Below are 18,930 nucleotides of genomic sequence, written 5' to 3'. Positions count from 1 at the left end.
AGGGAGAGGAGGCAAAGGTGCCGTGCGGGTTCGCCTGATCATGCCGCGTGGTGATCCTGTGTTCAGCGATCTATGTGATGTTTGTTCAATAAATCGGTTGCGGACGCGACCGATTCGGGATTGTTGACCATCTCGTAATAGCGCATGCGTTTGTACAGCGCGTAGCTGGCGGCGGTCTGCGCGATCAGGAAGCCGCGCCAGCCGTCCAGGAAAGCCAGCCGGAACACATAGTCCTTGAGAAAGGCCAGCGCGTACACGAACGGCGCCTGCCACATCCGCACCGGCTTGCGCCGGTCCAGCCAGTCACGGCATTTCAGTTCGGCGTAGCGCAGCACCTTCAGCTGCTTGTGCGGCAGGGCCGGGTTGTTGACGTGGTTGAACGGTGCGCGCAGGGTCGGCGCCGCGCCGTCGAAGCGCAGCGACTCGTGCACCCGTGCGTCGCTCCAGCGCGCCCGTCCGCGGTGGTACAGCCGCGCCAGCTTTTCGCCCACGGCCGGGCGGTACCAGCGCATCGGCCGGCCCATGTAGATCGTGCTGCGGCGCAGGTACGCCGCCGGCGCGGCGCCGGCCATCAGCGCCGGCAGGCGCTGCTGCAGTTCCGCGGCGAGTTCCGGGCTGAGGTATTCGTCGGCGTCGAGCACCAGGATCCAGTCGTGGCTGCACTGGCTGCTGGCGAAATTGCGCTGCGCGCCGAAGCCGAGCCAGTCCTGATGCAGCACGCGCGCGCCGTGCGCCTGCGCGATCGCCACCGTGTCGTCGTCGCTGCCGGAATCGACCACCAGCTTCTCGGCCGCGAACGGCACGCTGTCCAGGCAGCGCGCGATGCTCTCGGCCTCATTGTGGGTGATCACGGCGAGGGTCAGCGGGAACGTGGGCATGGGCGGATTCTAGCCGAAGCCCGCGACCCGCCCGCGTGTCCATTCAGCCGGATGGGTCGCAGCTTTGCCCTGCAATCCATGACAAAATCCACCTGCGCCGGTTGATCTCGGTCAAGCGTGCATCGCACCTTCCTGCAATGGCACCGAACGGCAGCTCATGAAACGCATCCTCGTCACCGGCGGTGCCGGCTTCATCGGATCGCACCTGTGCGATCGCCTGCTCCACGACGGCCACGACCTGCTGTGCGTGGACAATTTCTTTACCGGCAGCAAGCGCAACGTGGCGCATCTGCTGGCACATCCGTATTTCGAGCTGATGCGGCACGACGTGACCTTCCCGTTGTACGTGGAGGTGGAGCGCATCTTCAATCTCGCCTGCCCGGCCTCGCCGGTGCACTACCAGCATGATCCGGTGCAGACCACCAAGACCTCGGTGCATGGCGCGATCAACATGCTGGGGCTGGCCAAGCGGGTGAAGGCACGCATCCTGCAGGCCTCGACCAGCGAGGTCTACGGCGATCCGGAAATCCATCCGCAGACCGAAGGCTACTGGGGCAGGGTCAATCCGATCGGCATCCGCAGCTGCTACGACGAGGGCAAGCGCTGCGCTGAGACGCTGTTCTTCGACTATTACCGCCAGCACGCGCTGGACATCAAGGTGGTGCGCATCTTCAATACCTATGGCCCGCGCATGCACCCGAACGACGGCCGGGTGGTGAGCAATTTCATCATGCAGGCGCTGCATGGCGAGGACATCACCATCTACGGTGACGGCAGCCAGACCCGCAGCTTCTGCTATGTCGACGACCTGATCGAGGCGATGGTGCGGATGATGGAGTCCGAGCGCGGCTTCACCGGGCCGGTGAACATCGGCAATCCGGTCGAGCACACCATGCTGGAATTGGCCGAGAAGGTGCTGGCCCTGGTCGGTGGCCGCTCGAAGCTGGTGTACCGGCCGCTGCCGTCGGACGACCCGCGCCAGCGCCAGCCGGACATCGGCGTGGCCCGTGACCAACTCGGCTGGCAGCCGACGGTGGCGCTGGAGGACGGCCTGAAGGAAACCATCGGCTACTTCCGTCGCCTCCTGCAGGACGGTGCGGCGGCATGACCAGCTTCGCGGTCGTCGTCACCAACTACAACTACCGCGACTTCGTCGGCGCGGCGGTCGACAGTGCGCTGGGGCAGGCCCGCGCGGCCGCGCAGGTCATCGTGGTGGACGACGGCTCCAACGACGGCTCGCAGGCTTACCTGCGCGAGCGTTATGGCGACGATCCGCGGGTCACCCTGGTATGCGGCGAGAACGGCGGCCAGCTGGTGGCGTTCCAGCGTGGCGTGGCGCAGGCCCGCGCCGACGTCATCTGTTTCCTCGATGCCGACGACCGTTGGGAGCCGGGTTACCTGGCACGCCTCGGCGAGCTCTATGACAGCCGCCGCGATGTCGACTTCGTGTTCTCCGACATCCAACTGTTCGGCGACGAGCGGCGCTGGATGGGCTATGCCGAGCAGTCATGTGACCTCGGCTTCACCGCGATCAGTACTTACATGTCGATGCGTTGGTACGGCGCGCCGACCTCGGCGTTGTCGATGCGCGCGCTGTGGGCGCGCCGCACGCTGGAGCTGCCGGCGGAGCTGGGTCATACATGGCGGCTGTCCGCCGACAACTGTCTGGTGTTCGGTGCCAGCGTGCTGGGTGCGCGCAAGTACTACCTGCGTACCGGTGCGGTGCATTACCGTATCCACGGCAACAACGGCTGGTGGGGCAGGCAGACGCCAGCCACTCAGTACCTCAACCGGTTCCGCTCGCGCTGCCTGATCGAGATCTACGCCAGGAACATTGGCCTTGACGAGCGCTGTCTGGAGAGCGTCAAGCATGAGTTCCGCACCAAGCCGGATCCCTCCTGGCGCGAAGCTCGACACTACGCGAAGCTGGCGCGGTTGCGCCGTGGTTCGTGGTTGCGCAACCAGCAGCGTGCCGCTTCGATCCTGTGGTCGGCCATCCGGCAACGTCGACGCGCGCCGAAAACGCAACGAAATACAGACTGAGCGAGAGCGCCGTGATGCGGATCAGCGTTGCCGTGATCACCTACAACTGGCCCGAGGCGCTGGAACGGGTGCTGCGCGCTTTGGCGGCGCAGACCGAACTTCCGTATGAGGTGATCGTCACCGACGACGGTTCGGGGCCGGCCACGCGTGAACTGCTGGAGCGCGTGGCGGTGGACTATCCGGTGCGCCTGGTGCACCTGTGGCAGCCGGACGAGGGCGCGCGCATGAGCCGCGCGCGCAACCGCGCGATCGCCGCCGCGCAGGGTGATTACGTGATCCTGCTCGATGGCGACATGCTGGCCGAGCGGCATTTCATCGCCGACCATCGCGCGTTCGCGCGCAGCGGCTGCTTCGTGCAGGGTTCGCGCGTGCTGACCGACGCCACGCTGACCTTGCGCATGCTGCACGAAGGCATGGCGGCGCCGGATTTCTTCAGCCGCGGCATCGAGCGGCGCCGGCATACCTTGCGCCTGCCGCTGCTGGCGCGCTGGTACGCCCGGCCCGGCACCAAGCAGCGTGGCATCAAGAGCTGCAACATGGCGTTCTGGCGTGACGACCTGCTGCGCCTGAATGGCTTCAACGAGGCGATGACCGGCTGGGGCCGCGAGGACACCGAACTGGCCGTGCGCGCCTTCCATGCCGGCCTGCTCCGACGCGAACTGCGTTTCAGCGCGCTGGCGACGCATCTTTACCATCCCACCCGCAAGCATGTCGTGGACAACCCGAACGACCGTATCGTGGACGACACGCGGGCGCGCGGCCTGGTTCGTTGCGAGCGTGGCGTCGACCAGCACCTGGCCGAGTTCGTGCATCCGCCTGCCGACTTGCGCGCGCTTCCCGCTCAGGAAAGCTGACGCAGGGCGGCGTCCAGCCGTGCGGCGAAGGCCGCCTCGTTCGACTCGAACCATGCCCGCGCTCGTTCGCCCAGGCCTGCGCATTCGTGCCCGGGCATCGCCAGCAGCCGCGCTATGGCGGCTTCCAGCGCCGCCTCGTCGAAGCGGTGCAAGGTGGTCAGGTTGAACGGCCCGATATCATCGGCCTTGACCAGGACGCCGCGTGCCGGGGTGACCAGTTCGTTCATCGGCGGCGCGTCGCAGGTGATCACCACCGCCTTGCAGCTCATCGCCTCGACGAGATAGTGGCCCCAGCCTTCGGTTTCCGACAGGCACAGGTGGAACAGGTGCGCGTTCTGCAGCTGGCGGATCTCGTGCACGTCGGTGGAATAGCCCACCCGGTGCTCGATGTTGGCGGGAGCGGGTCCGCTCAGGCGGGTCGCGGAGCGCGGCGACTGCAGCACCAGCAGTTTCGGCCATTCCGGATGCCGTTGCCACAGCGCCAGCAGCCGCTGCGTGCCCTTCATCCGGCTGGCGCCGGCCAGATGCAGGAAGGTCGGTTGCCGCGGGACTTCCGGCAGAAGACAGTCGGTGCTGCGGAAGCCGATGTGCAGGGCGCGGCAGCCGCGTGCGGTGAACAGCTCCATGGCGTAACGGGTCTTGCACAGGATCGCGTCGTAGCGGGCCAGGTAGCGCTGGCTGCGCGGCGACAACCACTCCGGATTCGGCACCAGCAAGTTCAGCCGGGCCAGCCCGAACCAGTCCGGGCGCACGTGCTCCAGCGCGATGTTGATGTCGTACGGCGTGGCGCGCGGGTCGGCGCGGCGCAGGCGTTGCCACCACATGCGCGCATGCAGCAGCAAGGCCTTGCTGCGGCCGTCATGCCGGTGCGGACCGAGCGTGGTCACGTGGACCTGGTGGCCGAGCGCGACGAGCGTCGAGGACAGCAGCCGGATATCGTGGCTGAGACCGCGCTGGTTGTCCCACGCAAGCAGATTGATACGGGCCATGGCGAATCGACGTCAGCGGGGCGGAGCGTTGTGCAGCAGACGGCCGATGCTGAAGGCCAGGCCCAACACGAGGAACAGGTAGAGCGATTGCGGCATCGCCCGATAAAACACATTATCGCTGAACGCACATAGACCATACATGCCGATCACCATCAGTCCGGCCGCGGCGGCCGTGGCCACCGGCTCCTGCGCATGGTTGAGGTGGCGGGCAAAAAAGACCAGCGGTACGGCGAGAAACAGCAGCAGCACCAGCAGCGCGGGCAGTCCGCCGGCCACCAGCGATTCGAGGTATTCGCTGTGCGGGTGCACGTACTTGGCGATCAGTGGGCTGGCGTTGCCGACGGCAACCTGCTCGCGCACGTAGACGCCGAACTGGTCCAGGCCGATGCCGGCCAGCGGGTGTTCGAGGAAGGCCTGCCACGCGGCGCGCCACATTTCCAGGCGTTCGCCGACGGCGCCGGCGGCGTCGCTGCTGTTCCCGGTATTGAAGCTGGCGATCTCGGCCGGGACATCGGTCAGCCGCTCGACCATTTCGTGGTGAAGGGTGGCGGTGATCGCCAGCATGCCGAGCACGGTCACGGCGAACAAGGCCAGCATGCGACGCCAGCGCCGCGAACGCATGGCGTACCACAGCATCAGGCCGAGGTAGATCGGGGCGAACGACAGCAGCGGGCCACGGCTCTGGGTCAGCACCGCGCCATACAGGCCGACCACCACTGCCGCGACATGCAGCCAACGATCGCCGCGCCGGGTGCCCGGACGCAGCGCCTGCAGCATGGACAGCAGCGCCAGCACCAGCAGGTACATTGCAAACTCGACCGCGGCCCAGTCGCCCCCGTTCAAGCCGTACGGGCGGTCGGCGCCCAGCACGTAGCGCTGGTACAAGCTGGCCGCACCGAGCAGCAAGGTGGTCAGGCTGAAGCCGATCGCGATCACGCGCGGCTTCAGCGGCAGGGTGAAGACGGCCGCGATGCCCAGGAACAGCAGCGTCTGTGCCGGCAGGTCGAGAGTGGTCCAGTCGAGCCGGTGTCCGAGGAAGTTGCCGATGTCGTACAGCAGACGCAGCGCGCAGGCGGCGGCCACCGGCCACACCAGGCGGCAGGCGTGTCGGGTTTCCGCGCGGGTGACCAGCAGGATCAGGCCAGCCACGAACAGCAGCACCATCGGCACGGTCTTGAGCCGTCCGGATACGGCGAAACACAAGGGCATGACCGCCAGCAGCAGTGAAGCCGTCCAGATCTGCCATGAAGCCGGGTGTTCACGCACGTGAGGAGCCTGTCGAACCATGTAATCCCTGTCTGGCAATGCTAACGGGCCAGCGTCGTCGACATGGCTTGCGTGCGGGGCATTGTAACGCGAAGGTTCATCTCCTTTATGGTGCGCCGTTCCATGGGCCTGTGCATACATGGAACTCGCCGCCGCTCAGGGCGCGTCGTCGGCCTGCTGGTTCGCGCTCACGCCGGGCGTGCAGCCGGGCGCCACCGCGCCGAGCTGGAACATCCACCATTCGCGGCGATTGGCGTGGCCGACATGGATGGCGCGCCGGCGGTCCACGCAGTGGCCCATTGCGTCGTCGAGGCTGAAGATCCAGCGCCGTGCCGGATCCTGCCGCAGCCAGGCGATAGCGTCGGCGTACTGCTGCGGCCATGGTTTCAGGAAGCCGAATTCGGCGACCGGCCCCTGTGCCATCAGCAGGTTCTGCTCTTTCCAGGCGAGCAGGCCGATGCCGGCCTCCGGCCCGGCGACGGCACGCGCCTGCGCCATCACGTCGTGCGCGGAACGGTCGCCGTTGAGCATCGGGTAGCCCCACAGTCCGTATACCGCCCACAGCACGCCGGCGAACAGCAGCCAGCCCAGCGGCGCGCGGCGGATCCGGGTGAATGCGGCGATCAGCAGGCCGGCGGCGCCGATGCCGAGCAGCATCCACCAGATCTGCGGGTCCAGACTTTGTTCGATCCTGATCGCCCACGTCGGATGCCGGTGGATCGCCAGTGCGGCCGCGACCGTGAGTGCCCCGGCCAGCAGCGCGGTCAGCGCGAACACCGCGATGCGCACCCCGCGCCGGCGCAGCAGGCCGGGCAGCAGCGGCGCCAGCGCCAGTGCGGTCATCGGCAGCGCCGGCAGGATGTAGACGTCGCGCTTGCCCGGGCTGAACGAGAAGAACAGCAATACCAGCAAGATCCAGCCCAGCGGCAGCAGGAAGCGCGCATCGCGCCGCTGCAGCCGGCGCCACCATGCCGGCAGCGCCCACGGCAGCAGCAGCGACAGCGGCAGCCAGTCGGCCACGATGATGCCGAGGAAATAGAGCGGCGAGTGGATGTGCCCGGTCGGCGTGGCATAACGATGCACGGTCTGCCCGAACAGGATGTTCTGCACGTACTCGGCATGCTGCGGATCGCCGTCGGCGTGCGCGACCAACAGCATCGGCAGCAGCCAGCCCAGGATCGGTACGAAGAACAGCGCCAGGCCGCCGGCCCAGCGCCAGCCGCCGGTGGGCAGCGCCAGCGGGTGCCAGTGGCCTCGGCGTGCGACCAGGTACGGCACCAACATCAGCAGCGCCAGTACGCCGACGCCCTTGGTCGCCACGCCCACGCCGGCGAAGAAGCAGCCCGCGGCGAACCAGCGCCATGACGGCCCCAGCAGCAGGTGGCGCAACAGGCCGTAGTTGGCCAGGGTGATCCAGCCCAGCAGTAGCGGGTCGATCTGCGCGTTGCGCATCTGGTAGGTGAAGTGGATGGTGACCAGCAGCGTGGCCGCGGCCAGCAGCGCGCTGCGGTGGTTCCACAGCCGGCGCGCCAGGTCGTAGACCAATGCCAGCGCTCCCAGCGCGGCGGCCAGCGACGGCAGCAGGAAGGCGATGCGCCAGTTGTGGGTGAGGTAGTAGCTGAGCGCCTGCAGCCACATGAACACCGGCGGCTTGTCCGGGTACAGCTCATGGCCGCGATGCGGAAACAGCCACTGGCCGTGCTCGACCATCAGCCGCGCCACCAGCGCGAAGCGCGGTTCGTCGGACGGCCACGGATCGCGCAGCCCGATGCCCAGGCCGAGCAGCAACAGCGCGAACACGCCGAATAGCAACAACTCCCGGCGGGCGCTGCGCAGCCATAGCGGGCGGGCCTGGGACAGAGGTACGCAAGGCTTCACGGTCGGAAATGTCCCGTCAGCAGCGATCAATGATGGCGCGCATCATAGCCCGACGAACGGAACGTCCTGGTGTGCGCGGCGACGCGGCAAGATGGCATGGGCGCCCGAGTATTGGCTTAGCGCGGCTTCTGCACCACCGCGTAGTACATGCCGTCCAGATCGCCGTCGCCGGGAAGGATCTGCCAGCCGATCGCGGCGGCCTGTCCAACCGGCAGGGTGAACGGCAGCGCCTGGGCCTCGGGTTGGGCCGCCAGCCATTCGACCACGATCGCCTCGTTCTCCGCGCGCAGCACCGAACAGGTGATGTAGACCAGCCGTCCGCCCGGCGCCAGCAGCGGCCACAGCGCGGACAGGATGCGGCGTTGCTGTGCGTGCATCGCAGCGATGTCGCTCTCGCGCCGATGCAGGCGCACGTCCGGCCGGCGGCGCAGCACGCCGGTGGCCGAGCACGGCGCGTCGATCAGGATGCGGTCGAACGGTTGGCCGTTCCACCAGCCCTTCGGTGCGCCGGCGTCGCCGATCACCACCTTGGCGTTCAGGCGCAGCCGCATCAGGTTCTGGCGGATGCGTTCGGCGCGCGCGGCGTCGAACTCCAGCGCGGTCAGGTCGATGTCGGCGCGCTCGAGCAGGTGGCAGGCCTTGCCGCCAGGGGCGGCGCAGGCGTCCAGCACGCGCAGGCCGTCATGCAGGTCGGCGAGGTCGGCGGCCACTTGTGCAGCGCCGTCCTGCACCGCGAACAGGCCGTCCTCGAAGCCGGGCATGCGGGTGACGTCGGCGCTGTGCGGCAGCACCAGCGCGTCGCTCAGCCACGGATGCGCCGTCGCCGCATAGCCGGCGGCCTGCAGCCGATCGAGCAGGGTGGCGCGTTCGCTGCGTTGGCGATTGACCCGCAGCATCAGCGGCGGCTCGCGGTTGTCGGCGAGCATCACGGTCTCGGCCTGCTGCGGCCAGTCGCGTTGCAGCGCGTCGGCCAGCCAGGCCGGATGCGCATGGCGGGTCTGCGGCTTGGCATCGAGCTTCGCCAGCAGGCTTTCGCGTTCGCGTTGCCAGCGCCGCAATACGGCATTCACCAGCCCGGCCAGTTGCGGGCGCTTCAGCACACGCACCGCCTCGACCGTGGCGGCCACCGCCGCGTAGTCCTGCAGTTCGAGGATTTCCAACTGGACCAGGCCCAGCACCAGCAGCGCGTGCACGGCCGGATCCTTGTGCCGCAGCGATTTTTCCAGCAGGCCGTCGACCGCCGCGTCGAAGCGCAGCCACCAGCGCGCGCCCTCACTGAGCAGGGCCATCAGCAGGGCGCGGTCACGCGGATCGGCCAGGCGCGGCGCGTTGCGTTCCATCACGTCGCGCAACGAGGCGCCGCGCAGGGCGACTTCGGCCAGTCCCCTGGCAGCCAAGGCGCGGGTATCGGCCTTCATCAGCTGTGCCGCAATTCAGGGCGGGCGTTGAGGTAGTCGATCGCGCCGATGCGCTTGCCGCCCGCGCGCTGCACCGCGGTGACGCGCAGGGCGCCCGAGCCGCAGGCCAGGTCGATGCCGTCGCGACCGGCGGCCAGCACGCGGCCCGGCGCGGCATGGTGATCGAGTTCGATCGCATGGGCGGCCCAGATCCGCAACGGCTCGCCGGCGATCTCGCCTTCGGCCACCGGCCACGGGTCGAACGCGCGCACCTGGCGTTCCAGTTCGAGCGCGGGGCGGCTGAAGTCGAGCTTCGCTTCGGCCTTGTCCAGCTTGTGCGCGTAAGTCACGCCGTCTTCCGGCTGCGGCGTGGCGACCAGCGCCTCGCCGGCCAGCGTGCGCCGCAGGCCTTCGGCCAGCGCTTCTGCGCCCAGCATGGCGAGACGGTCGTGCAGCGAGCCGCCGGTGTCGTCGCGGCTGATCGGGGTGCGTCGTTCGAGCAGCACCGGACCGGTATCCAGGCCCGCTTCCATCCGCATCAGGTCGACTCCGCTTTCGCGGTCGCCGGCCAGGATCGCACGCTGGATCGGCGCGGCGCCGCGCCAGCGCGGCAGCAGGCTGGCATGCACGTTCCAGCAGCCGAGCCGCGGGATCGCCAGCACCTTGCGCGGCAGGATCAGGCCATAGGCCACCACCACCAGCAGGTCGGGGCGGTAATCGGCGAGCGCCTGCTGCACGTCGGCGGACTTCAGCGATTCGGGTTGCTCGACCGCGATGCCGGCAGCCAGCGCGGCCTGCTTGACCGGGCTGGGCGTGAGCTTGCGGCCGCGACCGGCGGGGCGGTCGGGCTGGGTATAGACGGCCACCACCTCGGCGCCGCTGGCGCGGCAGGCATCGAGGCAGGGTACGGAGAATTCCGGGGTGCCGGCGAAGACCAGCCGCAAGCCTGGGCTACTCAAGCCGGCCTTGCTCAAGCACCGATCGCCTGCTTGCGGTGCTTCTCCAGCCGTTTCAGCAGCAGGTTGCGCTTCAGCGGCGACAGGTAGTCGACGAACACCTTGCCTTCCAGGTGGTCCATCTCGTGCTGGATGCATACCGCCAGCGGGCCTTCGGCCTCGACGATGGTTTCCTTGCCGGTCACGTCCTGCGCCTTCACCTTCACCTTCAGCGCGCGGGTGACGTCGGCGTACAGGCCGGGGAACGACAGGCAGCCTTCCTGGTAGACCTGCGAGCCGTCCTTTTCCAGGATCTGCGCGTTGATCAGCGCCAGCGGCTGGTTGCGTTCGTCGCTCATGTCGGCGACCAGCACGCGCTGGTGCACGTTGACCTGGGTGGCGGCGAGGCCGACGCCGTTGGCGGCGTACATGGTCTCGAACATGTCGGCGACGAACTGCTCCAGCTTCGCGTCGAACACGGTCACCGGCGCGGCGCGGGTGCGCAGGCGGGGGTCGGGGAATTCAAGGATGGAAAGAATGGACATGGCATCACCTCGGCGCCGAAAGTGCGGGCGATTTGGTAAAAAGCCACCCTCGGCGCCATCTAGAATGTGTCTCATTGTACGTCGGCAAGCGTCCGAGTACAGACGATTTTTGCCAACTCGCGCCTGTTGCGCGCGTTAACCATTCGGTTACACTCGACCGAGCATCTGGGGAAGGGGGATTCCCACCAATGATCAAGAAAATTATCGTGTTGCTGGCCGGCATGCTGGTCACCGTGGCCGTCTATGCGGCCGGTGCGCAACTACGGGCCGATCATCCCGACAGCTATACCGTGCGCCGGGGCGACACGCTCTGGGACATCTCCGCCAAGTTCCTGTCCAAGCCGTGGCTGTGGCCGGAGATCTGGCAGGCCAATCCGCAAGTGCGCAACCCGCACCTGATCTACCCCGGCGACGTGCTCAACCTGTCCTTCATCAATGGGCCGCGCGTGGGCTTGCAGCCGAGCGTGCATCGCGAAGGCGAGGCGGTGCCGGCGATCCCGCTGTCCGAGCTGAAGATGTTCCTGAAGGACATGCGCGTGATGAACTCGGAGGAGGTCAGCTCGGCGCCGTACGTGGTCGGCCTCGAGGAAGCGCGCCTGCGCGGCGCCGTCGGCCAGAACATCTATGTGCGCGGCCTGCAGGGCGAGCCGGGCCAGCGCTGGGCGATCGTGCGGCCGAGTCACGTGTTCCGCGGTTTCGATCAGGACGATGCGGCCAGTGCCGATCTGGTCGCCCACGATCTGGACAGCAACGCGGCGATGGTTCGCTCGCCGTGGCGCGAGGATTCCCGCAACGACGGCCACTACGGCAAGGGTGACGACCTCGGCGTCGAGGTCAGCGTGATCGGCACCGCCGAGACGCTGCGCACGGGCGATCCGGCGACCCTGCTGCTGCTCAACGCCACCCAGGAAATCCGCAGCGGCGATCGCATCATGCCGCTGGACGAGTCGCCGTACGACGCCTACTACTACCCGCATGCGCCGAAGTCGGTGCCGGCCAACGCCAAGGTGATCGGCTTCGCCGACGCGATGGACGCGGCCGGTCCGCGCCAGGTGGTGATGCTGTCGATCGGTGCGAAGGACGGCGTCGACAACGGCCAGACCTACACCATCTTCGAGCCGGGCGAGACGATCCACGACGACGTGGCCAGCAACAGCTGGAACCGGAGCTTCGGCGAGAGGGTCAAGCTGCCGGACGAATACGTCGGCCACGTGATGGTGTTCCGCACCTTCGACCGGGTCAGCTACGGCCTGGTGATGGACGGTCTGCGCCCGGTGCACGTCGGCGGCCGCCTGGCCATGCCGGAATAATCGCCGGCAGGCATCACGGCGGCATCTGCCTACAGGACGGCGCGGCTCCCACCGCGCCGTTTCCTTGGGCGCCTGCTGCGTAAACTGCGGCCATGCTCATGGACGATCTGGATGAATTGCGCGCGTGGCTGATCGCCTTGCGCACGCCCGGCCTCGGCCCGGGCGGCCTGCGCGAGCGGCTGGATGCAGTCGGTGGCGATATCCGGGTGGCGCTGGCGCAACTGCGCCGCCACGCCGCCCCGCTCGGCGAGTTGGCCCAGGCCTGGCTGGCCCGGCCCGACGAGGTGCAGCTGGCCGCCGATCTGGCCTGGCTGGCCGAACCCGGGCACCGGCTGCTGCGCTCTACCGAGGCGGATTTCCCGCCGCAGCTGGAAAACATCCCGCAGCCGCCGGCCGTGCTGTTCGTGGTCGGCGACGCCAGCCTGCTGCTGTATCCGCAGGTGGCGATCGTGGGTGCGCGCGGCGCCAGCGCGGCAGGCCTCGCGCATGCCCGGGCATTTGCCCTGGCTCTGGCCGATGCCGGTTTCGCGATCACCAGCGGCATGGCCGACGGCATCGACGGCGCTGCCCACACGGCCGCGCTGGACGCCGGCGCGAGAACTCTCGCGGTGGTCGGCACCGGGGCGGATCGGGTGTATCCGCGCAAGCATCATGCGCTGGCCCGGCGGATCGCCGCGCACGGCGTGCTGGTCAGCGAGTTTCCGCCCGGTACGCCCGCCCGCCCGGACCACTTTCCGCGCCGCAACCGGATCATCTCCGGTCTGGCGCTGGGTACCCTGGTGATCGAGGCGGGCTTGCGTTCCGGCTCGCTGATCACCGCCCGGCTGGCCGCCGAACAGGGCCGCGAGGTGTTCGCCCTGCCCGGCTCCATCCACAACCCGCTGGCTCGCGGCTGCCACCGATTGATCCGCGACGGCGCCCGGCTGGTCGAGACCGCGACGGAGATTGTCGAGACATTGACGCCGGCAGCGCGCATGCTTGGTGGCGAACTGGCTGCCCGGCTGGATGCAGTCGGTGGCGAGACGCTCGGGCCGGCGCAGGCCGAGGGTGGCGCCGATCTGGCCTGCGCGCATTCCGGAGAGTGGGGCGATTCCGAATACCGGCGACTTTTGGCCGAACTTGGCCATGCACCAACGACGTTGGACGAACTTGTGCAACGTACCGGGCAGTCGGCTGCCGCCCTTTCCGCGATGCTGCTGATGCTGGAACTGGAGGCCAGGGTGGAACCTCTGCCGGGCAACCGCTACCAGCGATTGCCCGACGATTGAGCCGCTGCGGGGCGGTGTCTGCAGCGTAGCCGGGCTTGACAGTCGTTGGCGCGGCGTGGTTTCAACTATATATATGCCCGGCACGGAAGCGCCGGTGATTCACTTTCGGATATCCAGCTTCATGGCAAAAAACCTGCTCATCGTCGAGTCACCGGCCAAGGCCAAGACGATCAACAAATACCTCGGCAAGGACTTCCAGGTCCTCGCCTCCTACGGTCACGTGCGCGACCTGAAGCCGAAGGAGGGCGCGGTCGATACCGAACACGGTTTCGCCATGGCCTACGAGGTCATCGAGCGCAACGAGAAGCACGTCGATGCGATCGCCAAGGCGGCCAAGCTGGCCGACGACATCTATCTGGCGACCGACTTGGATCGCGAAGGTGAGGCGATCAGCTGGCACATCAGCGAGATCCTGAAGGAGCGCGGCCTGACCAAGGGCAAGCAGATGCACCGGGTGGTGTTCTCCGAGATCACGCCGAAAGCGATCAAGGCCGCAGTGGCCGCGCCGCGCCAGCTGTCGCACGACCTGGTCGACGCGCAGCAGGCCCGTCGCGCGCTGGACTACTTGGTCGGCTTCAACCTGTCGCCGGTGCTGTGGCGCAAGGTTCAGCGCGGCCTCTCGGCCGGCCGCGTGCAATCGCCGGCGCTGCGCATGATCGTCGAACGCGAGGACGAGATCGAGGCGTTCAAGGCACGCGAGTACTGGACCATCGAGGCGCAGCTCAAGCACGCCGAAGGCGACTTCACGGCACGCCTCTCCAAGCTCAACGGCAAGAAGTTCGAGCAGTTCGACCTTACCGACGAGGCCGGCGCGCGGGCCGCCCGCGACGCCTTGAAGCAGGCCGCGCGCGGCCGCCTCACGGTCAGCGAGGTCAGCTCGAAGGAACGCAAGCGCCGCCCGGCCGCGCCGTTCACCACCTCCACCCTGCAGCAGGAGGCCGCGCGCAAGCTCGGCTTCACCACCAGCCGCACGATGAAGGTGGCGCAGGGCCTGTATGAAGGCGTCGCACTGGGCAGCGAGGGCAACGTCGGCCTGATCACCTACATGCGTACCGACTCCACCATGCTCGGCGACGATGCCATGGCCGAGCTGCGCCAGCTGATCGCCCGCGACTTCGGTGCCAAGGCGCTGCCGGACGCGCCGCAGGTGTACAAGACCAAGTCGAAGAACGCGCAGGAAGCGCATGAGGCGATCCGCCCGACCTCGGCGATGCACACGCCGAAATCGGTGGCGGCCTTTCTCAACGACGACCAGCGCAAGCTGTACGAGCTGATCTGGAAGCGCACCGTCGCCTGCCAGATGATCCACGCCACTCTGAATACCGTCACCGTGGAATTCGCCGTGCGCGGCGTGGCCGGCGGCGATGCCGCGTTCCGCGCCAGCGGCACCACCGTGGTCGATCCGGGCTTCCTCGCCGTCTATGAAGAAGGCCGCGACCAGAAGAATGCCGAGGACGACGACGAAGGCCGCCGCCTGCCGCGGCTGGCGGTGGACGAGCAGGTGCCGCTGCACGAGATCGTGGCCGACCAGCACTTCACCGAACCGCCGCCGCGCTATTCCGAGGCGAGCCTGGTCAAGGCGCTGGAAGAACACGGCATCGGCCGCCCGTCGACCTACGCCAGCATCATCCAGGTGCTGCAGAACCGCGAGTACGTGTTCCTCGACAACCGCCGCTTCAAGCCCAGCGACGTCGGCCGCGCGGTCAGCAAGTTCCTCACCCAGCACTTCACCCGGTACGTCGACTACGACTTCACTGCGAAGATGGAGGACGAGCTGGACGCGGTCAGCCGCGGCGAGGAAGCCTGGGTGCCGCTGATGGAGCGCTTCTGGCTGCCGTTCAAGCAGCAGGTGGACGAGAAGACCGAGTCGGTCGACCGCAGCGAGGCGACCGGCGCGCGCGAACTCGGCAGCGACCCGAAGACCGGCAAGCCGGTTTCGGTGCGCCTGGGCCGGTTCGGGCCGTACGCGGCGATCGGCACCAAGGACGACGAGGAAAAGCCGACCTTTGCCTCGTTGCGCCCCGGTCAGAGCATGCACACGATCACCCTGGCCGAGGCACTGGAGCTGTTCAAGCTGCCGCGCCAGCTGGGCACCGCGCCGAACGGCGACGAGGTCAGCGTGGCGATCGGCCGCTTCGGTCCGTTCGTGAAGCAGGGCAGCACCTATGCCTCGCTGAAGCCCGAGGACGACCCATACACGATCGAGCTGCCGCGCGCCCTGCAGATCGTGCAGGAAAAACTCGAGATGCTGGCGAACCGGCTGATCCTCGACTTCGGCAACGGCGTGCAGGTACTCAACGGCCGCTATGGCGCGTACATCACCGACGGCGAGAAGAACGCGCGCATCCCGAAGGAGCAGGAGCCGAAGGAGCTGACCGAGGCGCAGTGCCTGGAACTGCTGGCGGCCGCGCCGGCACGCAAGCCGGGCCGCTTCGGCAAGAAGGGTGCGACCAAGAAGGCGGCCGTGAAGAAGGCGGCGCCGGCAAAAAAGACGGCGGCGAAGAAGGCTGCCGGCAAGAAGACCGCAACGAAAAAGACCACGGCGAAGAAGACGGCGGCAAAGAAGGCCGCCGCGAAGAAGGCGGCTGCAAAGAAGCCCGCGAGCAGCAAGGCCGGGGCCTGAGTGCTGCAGCGCTTCACCCTCGCCGAACTCGACGCCGCTGCCGCGCTGCTGCGTGGCGGCGGCGTGCTGGCCTATCCCACCGAGGCGGTGTTCGGCCTCGGCTGCGATCCGCATGATCAGGCTGCGTTCGAGCGGCTGTTCGCGTTGAAGCAGCGCCCGGCCACCCAGGGCGTGCTGCTGATCGCCGCGGACTTCGCCCAGGTCGAACGCTACATCGAGCTGGCCGCGGTGCCGGGCGAGGTGCTGCTGCAGGTGCGTGCGAGCTGGCCCGGTCCGCATACCTGGATCTTTCCGCGCTCGGCTGACGTGCCGTCGTGGGTTGCCGGCGCACACGCCGGCGTCGCGCTGCGGGTCACCGCGCACGAACCCGCCGCCGCGTTGTGCCGGGCGTTCGGCGGCGCGCTGGTGTCGACCAGCGCAAACCCGCACGGCCGACCGCCGGCGCGGGCGGCGCCGACCGTGGCGGAGTACTTCGGCGATGCGCTGGACGGCCTGCTGGACGCTCCCTTGGGGGGCCAGTCCAGTCCCACGATGATCCGCGACGCGCTGTCGGGCGCTATCATTCGCGCCTGAGCGTCCGGGGGAGCGCGCCGGCTCATGCGCCAGCTGAACCGCCGCGGGATGCCAACTGCCGTCATTCACGCCGCCGTTCATGGTGCGGCGCGATCCTGCGAGGGCATGACGAATCGAAGATCAGGGAGACTGCGGCTTGGCCATCGTTTACGACACCTACCAGCGTGAGGCGCCGCCGCGACTGCCGTTGCTGGACGCGGCCGACCCCGCACGGATCGTGGCCTGGCGCCACGGCGAGCCGGTGAACGCGGCTCGCTTCCTGGCGCAGGTGCAGGCGGTGGCCGCCGGTTTGCCCGCTGCTCCCGCCGCGGTCAATCTGTGCGAGGACCGCTATGCGTTCCTGGTCGCGTTCTGCGCGATCGCGTTGCGCGGCCAGACCAACCTGTTGCCGTCGTCGCGCGCGCCGCAGGCTGTGGACGAAGTGATGGCGGCGCACCCGGGCTGCTACGCGCTGGGCGAGCAGGCGCTCGATCCCGCGCCGTGCGGCTACCGGCAGCTGCCGTCGCTGGATGCCGCACCGCCGCTTGAACTCGATGCGGCATGGCCATCGATTCCGGCCGGGCAGGTGGTGGCGATCGGCTATACCTCCGGTTCCACCGGCACGCCCAGCGCGAACCTGAAGACCTGGGGCAGCTTCCACGCCAGCAACGCCGGCAACCTGGCGATGCTGCGCGCGGTGGTCGGGCCGCGCTTCGAGATCGTCGCCACGGTGCCGCCGCAGCACATGTACGGCATGGAGATGTCGGTGCTGCTGCCGCTGCTGGGCGGGGCCGGCGTGCATGCCGGGCGGCCGTTCTTCCCGGCCGACGTGGCCGCCGCGCTGGCCGAGGTGCCGGCGCCGCGGGTGCTGGTGACCACGCCGGTGCACCTGCGCGCCCTGGTCGAGTCGGGCATCGCGTTGCCGTCGGTCGCGGCGATGCTGTCGGCCACCGCGCCCTTGCCGGTCGAACTGGCCCGGGCTGCCGAGCAGCGCTTCGGCGCGCCGCTGCTGGAAGTGTTCGGTTCCACCGAGACCTGCGTGTTCGCCAGCCGCCGTCCCGCGATGGACGAGGACTGGTCACTGTACGAGGCGGTGAGCCTGCACCCGCAGCCGGACGGCACCGCGGTGGAAGCGCCGCAACTGGACGCGCCGGTCACCCTGGCCGACATCGTCAGCCTGTCCCACGGCGGTCGCTGTTTCCGCCTGCGCGGCCGCCATGCGGACATGCTGGAAATCGCCGGCAAGCGCGCCTCGCTGGGCGATCTCAGCCGGCGCCTGCTGGCCATACCGGGCGTACAGGACGGCGTGGTGTTCCAGCTCGACGACGGCGACGCGCTCGGCGTGCACCGCATTGCCGCGCTGGCGGTGGCGCCGGGGCTGGATGGACACACGATAGTCGACGCGCTGCGCCGCGCGATCGACCCGCTGTTCCTGCCGCGCCCGTTGAAGCTGGTCGAGGCGTTGCCGCGCAACGAAACCGGCAAGCTGCCGCGCGCAGCGCTGCTGGCACTGCTCGGCCAGCACGACGGGTGAGTTTCTAGCTGCCTTGCGGCAAGGCGCCCAGTTGCGCCAATAGCTGCTTCGCCAGCGGCACCCGCTTGGCCGCGTCGCCCGGGGCAGGCAGGTCGATGTTCATCGCGAAGAACCAGCGGCGCCCTGCGTGCTCGACCCAGCCGACATACCAGCCCAGATCGTCGTTCGCGCTGTTCTGCGCGGCATGCGTGCCCCAGCCGGTCTTCGCATGCAGTACATAGGCGGGCGCCGATTCGGTGATGCTGATGCGGCGCACGATTTCCTGCGCACGTGGCGAGAACGGCAGCCTGTCGTCGGCCAGGCGGCGCAGGAAATCGATCTGCTGTTCGGCCGAGATGCGCAGCGCGCCGCGCAGCCAGAACGTGTCGATGCCGCCGCTGATATCGCGATTGCCGTAGCCGGCCCGGTCGATCCATTGCTGCATGCGCCGCTCGCCGGCACGGCGCGCGACTTCCTGATAGAACCAGACGGTCGAATAGCGCATGCCGCTGGCCAGGCTGTTGTCGCGGTTCCATTCGACGACGGGCGCGTCCTTCAATCCGCGTACCTTGCCATCCCAGCGGATCACTTCGAACTCGTCCTTGACCGCGCCGCTGTCCAGCGCCACCAGTGCGTTGAACAGCTTGAAGGTGGATGCCGGAAGAAAGGCCTGGCGGGCGCGTGCGGCGTCGGACACATGCCAGACATCGGCCTTCTCGTCGTAGACCAGCAAGGTGCCCTTCACCCCGGCTTGGGCAAAGCTCGACTGCCAGGACGGATGTTCGCGCCAGGCCGCGGCGTGACCCGGCGCGCTGAGCACGAGGAGGGCGAGAAACAGCCAGGGCGGCAAACGGTGGACCATCGGAATCTCCTTGCGCG

At 68.3% G+C, this 18,930-nt stretch carries 16 protein-coding genes; 8 read left to right on the top strand and 8 right to left on the bottom strand.

The features are described 5' to 3' along the window. Positions 1 to 62: 62 nt before the first annotated feature. Positions 63 to 878 carry a glycosyltransferase family 2 protein gene (locus tag ABIE04_RS07690; RefSeq protein ID WP_354548290.1) on the bottom strand — a complete coding sequence of 272 codons (816 nt, stop codon included), beginning with the start codon at positions 876 to 878 and terminating at the stop codon, positions 63 to 65. A gap of 157 nt (positions 879 to 1,035) precedes the next feature. Here ABIE04_RS07690 and ABIE04_RS07685 point away from each other — a divergent pair, with 157 nt between their 5' ends. Genes ABIE04_RS07685 through ABIE04_RS07675 form a run of 3 tightly spaced genes read left to right on the top strand, consistent with a single transcriptional unit; the run spans position 1,036 to position 3,775 of the window. Then, entirely contained in the window at positions 1,036 to 1,986 is a 951-nt protein-coding gene (locus tag ABIE04_RS07685) for a UDP-glucuronic acid decarboxylase family protein (RefSeq protein ID WP_354548288.1), read from the top strand. Beyond that, positions 1,983 to 2,921 carry a glycosyltransferase family 2 protein gene (locus tag ABIE04_RS07680; RefSeq protein ID WP_354548286.1) on the top strand — a complete coding sequence of 313 codons (939 nt, stop codon included), beginning with the start codon at positions 1,983 to 1,985 and terminating at the stop codon, positions 2,919 to 2,921. The genes ABIE04_RS07685 and ABIE04_RS07680 overlap by 4 nt, the downstream gene beginning before the upstream one ends. Before the next feature lie 14 nt (positions 2,922 to 2,935). Continuing rightward, positions 2,936 to 3,775 (top strand): glycosyltransferase family 2 protein, encoded by an 840-nt coding sequence (locus ABIE04_RS07675; RefSeq protein ID WP_354549821.1) that lies wholly within the window; start codon positions 2,936 to 2,938, stop codon positions 3,773 to 3,775. Here ABIE04_RS07675 and ABIE04_RS07670 read toward each other — a convergent pair. From ABIE04_RS07670 to def, 6 genes are all read right to left on the bottom strand, one after another. After that, positions 3,763 to 4,764: a glycosyltransferase gene (locus ABIE04_RS07670; protein WP_354548284.1), complete on the bottom strand. Its 1,002-nt coding sequence runs from the start codon at positions 4,762 to 4,764 to the stop codon at positions 3,763 to 3,765. The genes ABIE04_RS07675 and ABIE04_RS07670 overlap by 13 nt on opposite strands. Positions 4,765 to 4,776: 12 nt before the next feature. Continuing rightward, positions 4,777 to 6,030, bottom strand: coding sequence for an O-antigen ligase family protein (locus ABIE04_RS07665; protein WP_354548281.1), 1,254 nt, complete (start codon positions 6,028 to 6,030; stop codon positions 4,777 to 4,779). Positions 6,031 to 6,186: 156 nt separating this feature from the next. Further along, positions 6,187 to 7,908, bottom strand: coding sequence for an ArnT family glycosyltransferase (locus ABIE04_RS07660; RefSeq protein WP_354548279.1), 1,722 nt, complete (start codon positions 7,906 to 7,908; stop codon positions 6,187 to 6,189). A gap of 116 nt (positions 7,909 to 8,024) precedes the next feature. Beyond that, on the bottom strand, positions 8,025 to 9,326 hold the full coding sequence (rsmB, locus tag ABIE04_RS07655; RefSeq protein ID WP_354548277.1) for a 16S rRNA (cytosine(967)-C(5))-methyltransferase RsmB: 1,302 nt from the start codon (positions 9,324 to 9,326) through the stop codon (positions 8,025 to 8,027). Beyond that, a complete protein-coding gene (gene fmt / locus ABIE04_RS07650; protein WP_354548275.1) occupies positions 9,326 to 10,264 on the bottom strand; it encodes a methionyl-tRNA formyltransferase in 939 nt (312 codons plus the stop codon). The genes rsmB and fmt overlap by 1 nt, the downstream gene beginning before the upstream one ends. Positions 10,265 to 10,275: 11 nt before the next feature. Continuing rightward, entirely contained in the window at positions 10,276 to 10,785 is a 510-nt protein-coding gene (def, locus tag ABIE04_RS07645; RefSeq protein ID WP_354548272.1) for a peptide deformylase, read from the bottom strand. Positions 10,786 to 10,973: 188 nt separating this feature from the next. Here def and ABIE04_RS07640 point away from each other — a divergent pair, with 188 nt between their 5' ends. From ABIE04_RS07640 to ABIE04_RS07620, 5 genes are all read left to right on the top strand, one after another. After that, positions 10,974 to 12,095, top strand: a complete 1,122-nt coding sequence (locus ABIE04_RS07640; protein WP_354548270.1) for a LysM peptidoglycan-binding domain-containing protein — start codon at positions 10,974 to 10,976, stop codon at positions 12,093 to 12,095. 92 nt (positions 12,096 to 12,187) lie between these two features. Further along, the gene (gene dprA, locus ABIE04_RS07635; protein ID WP_354548267.1) at positions 12,188 to 13,363 is read left to right on the top strand and encodes a DNA-processing protein DprA; all 1,176 of its coding nucleotides are present in this window, start codon (positions 12,188 to 12,190) and stop codon (positions 13,361 to 13,363) included. Positions 13,364 to 13,484: 121 nt separating this feature from the next. Continuing rightward, a complete protein-coding gene (locus ABIE04_RS07630; RefSeq protein WP_354548265.1) occupies positions 13,485 to 15,986 on the top strand; it encodes a DNA topoisomerase I in 2,502 nt (833 codons plus the stop codon). Next, positions 15,987 to 16,559: an L-threonylcarbamoyladenylate synthase gene (locus tag ABIE04_RS07625; protein WP_354548263.1), complete on the top strand. Its 573-nt coding sequence runs from the start codon at positions 15,987 to 15,989 to the stop codon at positions 16,557 to 16,559. Positions 16,560 to 16,695: 136 nt separating this feature from the next. After that, positions 16,696 to 18,072, top strand: a complete 1,377-nt coding sequence (locus tag ABIE04_RS07620) for an AMP-binding protein (protein ID WP_354548261.1) — start codon at positions 16,696 to 16,698, stop codon at positions 18,070 to 18,072. Positions 18,073 to 18,076: 4 nt separating this feature from the next. On the opposite strand, the gene blaOXA is transcribed toward ABIE04_RS07620, so the two are convergent. Then, positions 18,077 to 18,913 carry a class D beta-lactamase gene (gene blaOXA, locus ABIE04_RS07615; RefSeq protein WP_354548259.1) on the bottom strand — a complete coding sequence of 279 codons (837 nt, stop codon included), beginning with the start codon at positions 18,911 to 18,913 and terminating at the stop codon, positions 18,077 to 18,079. Positions 18,914 to 18,930 lie beyond the last annotated feature (17 nt).

This window comes from Rhodanobacter soli, from assembly GCF_040548735.1.
GTDB classification, from domain to species: domain Bacteria; phylum Pseudomonadota; class Gammaproteobacteria; order Xanthomonadales; family Rhodanobacteraceae; genus Rhodanobacter; species Rhodanobacter soli_A.
This window is presented reverse-complemented; position numbering and strand designations above follow the sequence as displayed.